The following is a 9,715-nucleotide window of genomic DNA, read 5'->3' on the forward strand; positions in this document are numbered from 1 at the left end:
AGTATGGGTACTGAGTATGAAGGATCTCTTTTGCTTTTTCAGGTGTCATACCTTTCTTAGCTCTCAGTTCTACAAATTTGTCAATGTAAGCCTGAGTTTTGTCAGATGTCTCTGGGTCAACGATTGTTGCTCCGGAGATATCGAATCCGCCTTCAGCAGCTTTCTTATTGATTTCTTCTTCGTTTCCGATGAGGATGATCTTGGCAACTCCCTCTTTCAGAATCTTATCAGTTGCCTCGAGAGTCCTCATGTCCTCTGTTTCTGGCAGTACGATAGTTTTGATGCTTTTTTTGGCTCTTTCTTTGAGTAAATCAACAAATCCCATGATTAAATGGCTCCTTTCGTTATTTCGGTCTTATGACCATGTGAGAATCCTGAATATGACCTCACAGCTAGTTTCATTATACCCCCAGTTCTGGCTCTTTTCAAGTGGTTGACAGGGAGATTCTTCCAAGTAAAGGTATTTTTTGAAGTGCAATTTGGGGAAAAATCACGAACTTTTTCAGTCCTTAAAGAAAAATCTGTAGATCCTCGCATATTTTTTCTTGTTTACATCTATTCTCCACATAAAGACTGTCATCGCAAGAATCACTGCCGCCAGCCCTGAGATATAAAACAGATTTGTTTTTCCGCTGGAATAATAAGAAATAAACACATTTCCATCTTCATCTTCCAGATATCGCACCGTATAATACATCTCCTTTTTTTCTCCTGCCAGCTCTGTTTCCAGTTTGAACTTTTTGCCTGCCAGAAGTTCTTCCTGAAATAATTCTTTGTTCAACAGAACATCTTCATAAGCAGCTATATAGATTTCTTTTCCATCCATATAAAAATTTATGTCTTCAGCGTATTGCTCGAGTGGCTCCACATGAATCTGTCCATAAAATTCTGTTTCTTCTCTCGGCGGAAGTATACTGGCGATCCCCATACATGCCATGCACATACCCCAAACGGCAAGCACGACAAGAATGACTGTATGCCTGGATCTTTCCCAAAGTTCCGGCATTCTTTGTCCACAATGATATTTTGTATATTTTCTCTCTGCAACCTTGACGAAACGTTCTTTTCCCTCGGTCGCATCATCAAGCACGATCCTGCCGTTTTTAAAGTAGAGGATGACCTCCTCAAAATTGTTCTGAAAACAGAACCCTTCCAGATCCTGATAATAAAATTTTTTTGTTTTTCTCCGAAAATCTCTGACCATGATTTCTTCATCATCATACGCAATGCAGAAATTTCCGGCATCCAGAATTCCATACAATCCGTATATACCGATCAAAATACCAACGGCGGCCATCGATATTTCTGCCCAGGATAAGTTTTTGACGATCAACACACCTGCTGCGAGAATTCCAATGCATAAAAGAGGAATACAGATCTGCAACTGTATGCGGGCCTTTTTCAGAATTCTTTTTTTCATGTCTGTCTCCTTTCTGCGATTTATCTGTATAAACAAATTATATCATTTGGTGACATTGCCTACAATACACTTCATGATATCAGCTTGCCGCGTCTTTTTACGTATGCTACAATAGGAAAAACCAGATAACTTTTGCCGTGGGCAGAAAGGATTTTATTATGAAAGTAACCGGGATCATTGCGGAGTATAATCCGTTTCACAGGGGACATAAATATCAGATAGATTACTGCAAAAAAGAACTGGGGGCAGATTATGTGATCGTTGCCATGAGTGGCGATTATGTGCAAAGGGGCACGCCGGCGCTCCTTTCGAAACATGTGCGGGCTGAGATGGCACTTCGATGTGGTGCGGATCTCGTGCTTGAAATGCCGGTGTCGGTGAGCACTGCCAGCGCGGAAGCTTTTGCCATGGGCGGAGTTTCCATGCTGGATGGGCTACATGTTGTGGATGAACTTTGTTTCGGAAGCGAATACGGTGACGTTTCTGCCTTGCAGGAGCTTGCGGAAATTCTTGTAAAGGAACCAGAAGAATACCGGCGATTACTGAAAGAATTTCTGGGAAAAGGACTGTCCTTTCCTGCTGCCAGAAGCCAGGCACTGATGGAATATTTCAGAAATCCCCGCAACTTTACAGGAGATGATTTTGACGGTGTGCTGACTCCGCTCCTGAATCAGATTGCGCAGATCCTGAATTCTCCGAACAATATTCTTGGAATTGAATATTGCAAGGCACTTCTGCGGCTTGAAAGCAATATAAAACCAGTCACCCTGAAACGTCAGGGCATGGGATATCACGAAACGATTCCGGCCGCTGTTTCCACAGATGCTCCTTTTGCATCTGTTTCTGCAGATACTACTGCCGATAACATTCCCTTCACGTCTGCCTCTGCGATCCGCGAACTTCTGAAATCCGATCTCACGCAGGAAACAATCTCCCGGATCACCGCGCAGGTTCCAGATGAGGTCTGCACTCTCCTTGCCTCTTCCCTGCGGAAGAATGAATACCTGACAGAAGATGCCTTTGACCCACTTCTTTCTTATTGTATATTAAAGGGAAAGGCGGACAGTTTTTGCAATTATCTGGATGTCTCCGGAGATCTCGCCGAGAGGATCGTGAACCGCTCAAATGAGATCAGCGGTTTCCTTCAGACTGCTTCTCTCCTCAAGACGAAGGAACTTACCCAGACCAGGATCCAGCGTGCCCTGCTCCATATCATCCTTGAGATCCGGAATGTACCGTTGGCTGTTCCCTACGCCCGTGTCCTCGGTTTCCGCAAAGAAAGCAGTACACTGCTGAAAGAAATCAAACACAGCAGCTCGATCCCGCTTCTCACCAAACTCGCAGACGCAGACAGTCTCCTCGATGAGACTGGATTGAAACTGCTTGCAGAAACAACCTTCGCTTCAAATCTCTATGAAAAACTACTCTGCCAGAAAAGCGGCAAAAAATTCATCCATGAATATCAGAAGCAGATTATCATCTTGTAAATATAGGCATAAAAAAAGACCACCACTGACTTTGGAATCCTGCAAGCATGCAGATTTCCTTTATCAGTGATGGTTCTCATTTTTTAGTCTGACAGAAGGATACGGTCATTATCAAGAGCCTTACCGGCTCCTGTCTTGAATTTCTCAAGCAGACCATCTACGGTCATATTTTTCTTTTCTTCTCCTCCGATATCAAGCACGATATTTCCGGAGTCCATCATCAGGATCCTGTTACCAAGGTCGATCGCTGACTGCATATTGTGTGTGATCATCAGGCAGGTAAGCTGATGTTTCTCTACAATACGTCTTGTCAGGTTTAGGACTTTCTCAGCGGTTCCCGGGTCAAGTGCCGCGGTATGCTCGTCCAGAAGAAGTAATTTCGGCGGGTTCATCGTCGCCATCAGAAGGGTAAGTGCCTGTCTCTGGCCACCGGAAAGAAGTCCTACCGGATGACTCATACGCTCTTCCAGACCAATGTCGAGTTTCTTTAATTCCTCTCGGAATCTCTCTTTTTCCTGGCGAGTCGTATGGGAAAGCCAGCCGCCCTTGCCTGCTGCAAGAGCAAGGTTTTCCTCGATTGTCATGCCCGGGGCTGTTCCACGCATCGGGTCCTGATAAAGACGTCCGATCTCTCTTGCGCGTGTATGCTGCGGCATGAAAGTAATATCTCTGCCGTCCAGCTCGATCGCACCTGTATCTGTCATAAAGTCACCACAGATTGCATTAAAAAGAGTGGATTTTCCCGCTCCGTTGGAACCGATGATCGTTGCAAAATCACCTTTTTTTAATTCAAGTGAAAGATCTGTGATCGCTTTTTTCTCATTGACGGTTCCCGGATTAAATGTTTTTGAGATATGGCTGATTTTTAACATGATCATCTGCCTCCTTTTTTGTGTGTTAGTCTGCGGCGGATCTGCGGCCACTGTTTCTTAAGATATGGGCCGGAGATCGCAAGGACAACGATGACAGATGATACGAGTTTCAGCATGAACGCCGGCATGTTGAAACGAAGCGCGATCGTATAGACCAGACGGAAAATAAAGGAACCAAGGACCATTCCTACGGCTCTTACAAAGATTCCGCCGCGGCCGAGGATCGTGCCTCCGATCAGCAGGGATGCCAGTGCGATCGTGACCATTCCCTGTCCGATGTTGATATCTACAGATTTCTGTGACTGGGACAGAAGGCATCCGGAAAGTGCGGTAAAGGAGTTGGCTACACACAGTCCGATGATCGTTGTAAATACCGGGTTGATCGAGGAAGATTTGACCATATCAGAGTTATTTCCGGTTGCACGGATCGCAAGACCAAGTCTTGTCTTCAGGAAAAATACCAGAAATACGATGACAAGGATCACCGCGATCGCAGCAATGAGGATATCCTCTCTTCCCTTCAATGGTGTACCTGCAAGCGCATCTTTCATCATGGTAAATACGGTCGTAGTCCTGTTCATATTGATGAGGGAAGAACCTCCCATCACCGCAATGTTCACAGAATAAAGCGCTGTATTTACGATGATTCCTGCGAGCAGGCTGTCAACGCCAAGCTTCGTCTGCAGGATCGCAGTCACAAATCCGGAACCCACACCGGCGAGCATGGCCGCCAGAATAGACAGGAACGGATGACCGCTGACTGCCACGACAGCACCTACGGCTGCTCCAAAAGTAAAGCAGCCGTCAGTGGAAAGATCGCAGACATTCAGCATAGAATAGCTAAGAAACAGAGCAAGGACGGTCAGTGAACAGATCAGTCCGAGCTTCAGGGCAGTCTCTCCGAGGGAGAGCATTGTTGCAATCGTCACGATGAATTCCTCCAGTTAGGTTTTATTTGTTACTGTTCCTTCCATTCACAGTAACTTTATTTCGCTTCTACATCGTCGAAGCTTTCTGCTGTGGTAATCTCGTTTACCTGTGTGCAGAGAGGTTCGAAATCTTTTTTGATGGTCTCAAGGTCAAGTCCGAGAGCTTCACATGTTTCTGTATTTACTGTTGCAGTACCGTTGTCAAATGTTTCAACTGCTGTTTCTTCCGGTTTTGCACCATCTACCAGGATATCAGCGATCATGTCTGCTGTTTTCTGTCCGAGGTTTGCATAGTCAACACCGTATCCTACAAATGCACCGTTCAGTGCGAAGGAATCAGCTCCTGTGTAGTGCGGGATCCCCGCTTCAATAAATTTCTCATAGATGGAAAGCTCTGCTGTCATGATAGTGTTGTCGGTTGGTGTAAAGACTGCATCCACACCGTCTGCGATCAGTGCTTCTGCTGCAAGCTGAACTTCGTCTGTTGTGGTTCCGGTACGCTCTACGTATTCGATTCCCTCTTCATCCAGATAATCCTTTGCTTCCTGGATCGCTGTTGTGGAGGAATCCTGTCCTACATCATAGAGAAGACCGATCTTCTTTACATCCGGGTTCTGTGCCTGGATCAGCTTCATGATGGAAGACGTATCCAGATAATCACTGGTTCCTGTAATGTTTGCTCCAGGAGCATCCAGAGATTCTACAAGACCGGATCCAACCGGGTCAGATACTGCGGAGAAAACAACCGGTGTATCGGTTCCTTCCGTTGCGGACTGCATACGCATGGCAACCGGTGTTGCGACACCTACCATCAGGTCTACATTGTCAGCCTGGAAATCAGAGATGATCTGCTCCATAACGCTGGCATCTGCATTACAGTTATCATAAGATACATCAAAAGTGACACCCTTCTCTTCGCCGATCTCCTCAAGGCGGGACTGGATGTTGTCTACGATCTGGTTCAGGGAAGCGTCATCTACATAGTTGCAGATACCTACCTTGAAATCATCCGCCATTACCGGTGAAGCCATCATCATGCTGGTTGCTACTGCTGCTGCGATTACTAACATTCTTTTTTTCATTGTTTTTTCCTCTCTCTTTCTACATTCATTTTAATGTGCCATGAGAAAAAAAGAACCGTCCCAAGCTATGCTTGAGACGGTAATAATTTCTTATTATCGCGGTACCACTCAAATTGACGTATCGTCCACTTTCTCATGTACAAACATACACTCCTGATTGATAACGGGTTCGGTTCCCGTCAGTGCCTACTCTCTGGATTCAAATTTCGGACTGCCCTCGGAAGGCCATTCGATCATCCGCTTCATACAGGCTTCCACCAGTACCTGCTCTCTGGAATGTTGCCGGATCATTTACTCTTCTTCCTCATCGGTTTTGTTGTTTTATACTTTACCACACGAAATTCTCCCTGTCAATCATTTTTTGACTTCTTCGAGATTTTTTCACTGTCAAAGGTATCGCAATTAATCCTGCCTTAGTTCTTGAAGCTGTGGATCGGAGCCGGGATACGTCCGCCTCTCTCTACAAATGCCTCACAGGAGAACTGGTTTACCGGCATGATCGGTGCATAACCAAGGAGTCCGCCAAACTCTACGGTCTCGCCTACGCCCTTGCCGATCACCGGGATCACTCTGACTGCTGTTGTCTTCTGGTTGATCATACCGATCGCAGATTCATCTGCAATGATTCCGGCGATGGTAGATGCCTTGGTATCTCCTGGGATTGCGATCATATCAAGACCTACAGAGCAGACACAGGTCATAGCTTCGAGTTTCTCAAGTGTCAGTGCACCAAGATTTACAGAATCGATCATTCCCTGATCCTCGCTGACCGGAATGAACGCACCGCTTAATCCGCCGACTGCCTGAGCTGCCATAACGCCGCCCTTCTTGACCTGGTCGTTCAAAAGTGCAAGAGCTGCTGTGGTTCCCGGTGCTCCTACTCTCTCAAGACCGATCTCCTCAAGGATCTCAGCAACACTGTCGCCGATCGCCGGTGTCGGAGCCAGGGAAAGGTCAACGATGCCGAACGGCACACCAAGACGTTTGGATGCTTCCTGTGCAACAAGCTGGCCTACACGTGTTACCTTGAAAGCGGTTCTCTTGATCATCTCACAGAGTGTCTGGAAGTCTGCTCCACGAACGGATTCCAGAGCTGTCTTGACAACGCCAGGGCCGCTGACACCAACGTTGATGATGCAGTCTGCCTCTGTTACGCCATGGAAAGCTCCTGCCATGAACGGGTTATCATCCGGCGCATTGCAGAATACGACCAGTTTCGCGCAGCCAAGGGAATCCTGATCTCTGGAAGCTTTTGCTGTCTCCAGAACGATCTCGCCCATTAATTTGACCGCATCCATGTTGATACCGGTCTTGGTGGAACCAACATTTACAGAACTGCACACGCGTTCTGTCACAGCAAGTGCCTGCGGGATAGAACGGATCAGAAGTTCCTCTGCCGGTGTCATTCCCTTGCTTACAAGTGCAGAATATCCGCCGATGAAGTTGACTCCGATGGTCTTGGCAGCTCTGTCAAGAGTTTTGGCAACGGATACGAAATCCTCGGTGGAGTGACATGCCACGCCGCCTACGAGAGCGATCGGTGTCACGGAAACTCGTTTGTTTACAACCGGGATTCCAAACTCTGTTGCGATCTTATCACCGGTAGCTACGAGGTCTTTTGCCTTTGTGGTGATCTTGTCGTAGATTTTCTGGTTCATAGTGTCAAGATCACTGTCGATGCAGTCCAGAAGGCTGATTCCCATGGTGATGGTACGCACATCCAGGTTTTCCTGCTCGATCATTTTGTTTGTTTCGTTTACTTCAAAAATATTTATCATGTCGGTGCTCCTTTGTATAAGGTTTATCAAGGTTTTAGATTCTGTGCATTACATTGAAAATATCTTCATGCTGGCAGCGGATCACTACACCGATCTTGTCGCCGATTTCAGAAAGTTCCTTTGAAATAGTTGCAGCATCCTTCTCTGAACCGCTGGTGTCTGCAATCATCATCATGTTAAAATACCCCTGTACGATAGTCTGGGAAATATCCAGAATGTTTACGTTGTTGTCTGCAAGATAGGTACATACCTTTGCAATGATTCCTACGGTGTCATTTCCTACTACTGTAATGATTGTTTTTTTCATGACTTTCTCCCTTTCTCTTATACGGTAACTGCCTCAGAAGCAAAATCTCTGTGCGCTACCTGAATTCTGAAATCTTTTGATTTGTAAGGGTTGTCTCCCAGTGTTACCTCTGAACATACAGTCTCGTAAGCAAGTTCTTCGTAATTATTTTCCCTGCTCAAATGTCCAAGAAAAATTGCCTTCATGTTGTCATGGAGGAGACGGCACAGAAGCCTGCCTGCATTTTCGTTGGACAGATGCCCTCTGTCACCCAGGATCCTCTGTTTCAGGTAATAAGGGTATCTGCCTACCTGAAGCATCCGGATATCATGGTTTGCTTCCAGAAGAAGGGCATCCAGATTCTGAAGATTTTCGACAATATACTCATCATATTTACCAAGATCCGTCGCGATCCCTACGGAGCTGTCTCCACATTCCACGCGGTAGCCAACAGGCTGTGCCGCATCGTGGGGGATGCCAAACGGATTGATGGTCAGATCTTTGACATGAAAAGCTTCATCCTCTCGAATCTCATGAAAGATCCCCTCAGGAAGTTTTCCCAGGGATCCGCTCTCCAGCATTGCATCTATTGTCCCTTCCGTCGCATAGACCGGAAGTCCGTATCTGCGCGCGATCACTCCAAGTCCCTTGATGTGATCAGAATGCTCATGGGTGATCAGGATCCCGTCCAGGTCGCGTCCGGTAAGGTCAATGCTGTTAAGCCCTGCCTCCATCTTCTTCCCGCTGATCCCGATATCCACCAGCATATGTGTCTGCTCAGATCCTATGTAAATACAATTTCCGCTGCTGCCGCTTGCAATACTGCAAAATCTCATAATGCCCTGATCCCTTCTTCGATCTGACGCCATGTTTCGTCCAGATCTCCATTATTCTGTATGATATAATCCGCATGTTCCCGGAAAAATCCTTCCGTTGCCTGACGTGCGATGATGTTTTCGGCTTTCTCTCTTGTGTAGCCGCGGCTGCTCATCAGACGTTCGATCCGGATTTCCTGGTCTGTATGAATATACCATACTTCGTCACAAAATGCATCATAATGATCTTCCAGAAGAAGTGCAGCCTCCACTATCATGAGCGTACAGCCTGCCTTTTTTTGTTCTTCGATCTTATCCAGAATATAGCTTTTTACAGCCGGATGGATGATATCATCCAGTTTCTGCCGCATTTCTTCATGGGCAAATACTACATCAGAAACCATCTTCCGGTCAATGGTTTTATCATTTTTTATGATTTGTTTTCCAAATAATGCAATCACCTGCCCATAGCAGATGCCGCCCGGCTCCATGACAAGATGACCGATCTTGTCCGCCTGGAGCACACAGGCATTGTATTGTTTTTCGAGATGGTCAAGGACGGTGCTCTTGCCGGCACCGACCCCGCCAGTGATTCCTATGATCTTCATTTTATTTTGCCTCATACCAGTTTTTGCCTTCGTGCATGTCGATCTCAAGCTCCACGGAGAGATGTGCAGCACCCTTCATTTCTTCTTCCAGAATCTTTGAAACGGTTTCGATCTCTTCTTTCTTTGTCTCGATCAGAAGCTCATCGTGTACCTGAAGGACAAGCCTTGACTCCAGTCCTTCCTGTTTCATCCTCTCATAGACGCGGTTCATCGCAATCTTGATGATATCTGCCGCACTTCCCTGGATCGGAGAGTTCATCGCCACTCGTTCGCCAAAAGACCTCTGCATGAAATTACTGGATTTCAGTTCCGGTACCGGACGGCGGCGTCCGAGCATGGTGGACACATAGCCTTTTTCTTTGCCCGTCGCAACGAGTTCATCCAGAAATCCCTTGATCTTTGGATAAGTCTCAAAATATTTCTCGATATAGGCAGCCG

General features: G+C 46.4%; 11 protein-coding genes and 1 other annotated feature. Of the genes, 1 reads left to right on the forward strand and 10 read right to left on the reverse strand.

Going from position 1 to position 9,715, the window contains the following annotated elements; genetic code table 11:
- Window positions 1-325: phosphate acyltransferase (locus QZL69_RS12040; protein ID WP_291519581.1), on the reverse strand; the 325-nt coding region annotated here is incomplete at its 3' end.
- Window positions 326-502: 177 nt separating this feature from the next.
- Entirely contained in the window at window positions 503-1,420 is a 918-nt protein-coding gene (locus QZL69_RS12045; RefSeq protein WP_022215452.1) for a hypothetical protein, read from the reverse strand.
- Window positions 1,421-1,578: 158 nt separating this feature from the next.
- Between QZL69_RS12045 and QZL69_RS12050 the strand changes: the two genes are divergently transcribed.
- Entirely contained in the window at window positions 1,579-2,907 is a 1,329-nt protein-coding gene (locus QZL69_RS12050) for a tRNA(Met) cytidine acetate ligase (RefSeq protein WP_022215453.1), read from the forward strand.
- An 83-nt stretch (window positions 2,908-2,990) separates the two neighbouring features.
- Here the strand turns inward: QZL69_RS12050 and QZL69_RS12055 are convergent, their stop codons facing one another.
- The 8 genes from QZL69_RS12055 to QZL69_RS12090 form a co-directional block, all read right to left on the reverse strand.
- Window positions 2,991-3,779 (reverse strand): ABC transporter ATP-binding protein, encoded by a 789-nt coding sequence (locus QZL69_RS12055; protein WP_022215454.1) that lies wholly within the window; start codon window positions 3,777-3,779, stop codon window positions 2,991-2,993.
- 2 nt (window positions 3,780-3,781) lie between these two features.
- Window positions 3,782-4,693, reverse strand: a complete 912-nt coding sequence (locus QZL69_RS12060; protein ID WP_118252424.1) for an ABC transporter permease — start codon at window positions 4,691-4,693, stop codon at window positions 3,782-3,784.
- Window positions 4,694-4,764: 71 nt separating this feature from the next.
- The gene (locus QZL69_RS12065; protein ID WP_022215456.1) at window positions 4,765-5,790 is read right to left on the reverse strand and encodes an ABC transporter substrate-binding protein; all 1,026 of its coding nucleotides are present in this window, start codon (window positions 5,788-5,790) and stop codon (window positions 4,765-4,767) included.
- Between the two features lie 69 nt (window positions 5,791-5,859).
- Window positions 5,860-6,107: a binding site (T-box leader), on the reverse strand.
- 96 nt (window positions 6,108-6,203) lie between these two features.
- On the reverse strand, window positions 6,204-7,568 hold the full coding sequence (locus QZL69_RS12070) for a PFL family protein (RefSeq protein ID WP_022215457.1): 1,365 nt from the start codon (window positions 7,566-7,568) through the stop codon (window positions 6,204-6,206).
- Window positions 7,569-7,602: 34 nt separating this feature from the next.
- Window positions 7,603-7,875, reverse strand: coding sequence for an ACT domain-containing protein (locus QZL69_RS12075; protein ID WP_022215458.1), 273 nt, complete (start codon window positions 7,873-7,875; stop codon window positions 7,603-7,605).
- Between the two features lie 17 nt (window positions 7,876-7,892).
- Entirely contained in the window at window positions 7,893-8,690 is a 798-nt protein-coding gene (locus QZL69_RS12080; RefSeq protein WP_022215459.1) for an MBL fold metallo-hydrolase, read from the reverse strand.
- Window positions 8,687-9,277 (reverse strand): dephospho-CoA kinase, encoded by a 591-nt coding sequence (gene coaE / locus QZL69_RS12085; protein ID WP_022215460.1) that lies wholly within the window; start codon window positions 9,275-9,277, stop codon window positions 8,687-8,689. The genes QZL69_RS12080 and coaE overlap by 4 nt, the downstream gene beginning before the upstream one ends.
- Window position 9,278: 1 nt before the next feature.
- On the reverse strand, window positions 9,279-9,715 hold a 437-nt coding region (locus tag QZL69_RS12090; RefSeq protein ID WP_291519589.1), incomplete at its 5' end, for a DNA polymerase.

This window comes from Blautia sp. CAG:237 (assembly GCF_000436615.1).
Classification (GTDB): domain Bacteria; phylum Bacillota; class Clostridia; order Lachnospirales; family Lachnospiraceae; genus Blautia_A; species Blautia_A intestinihominis.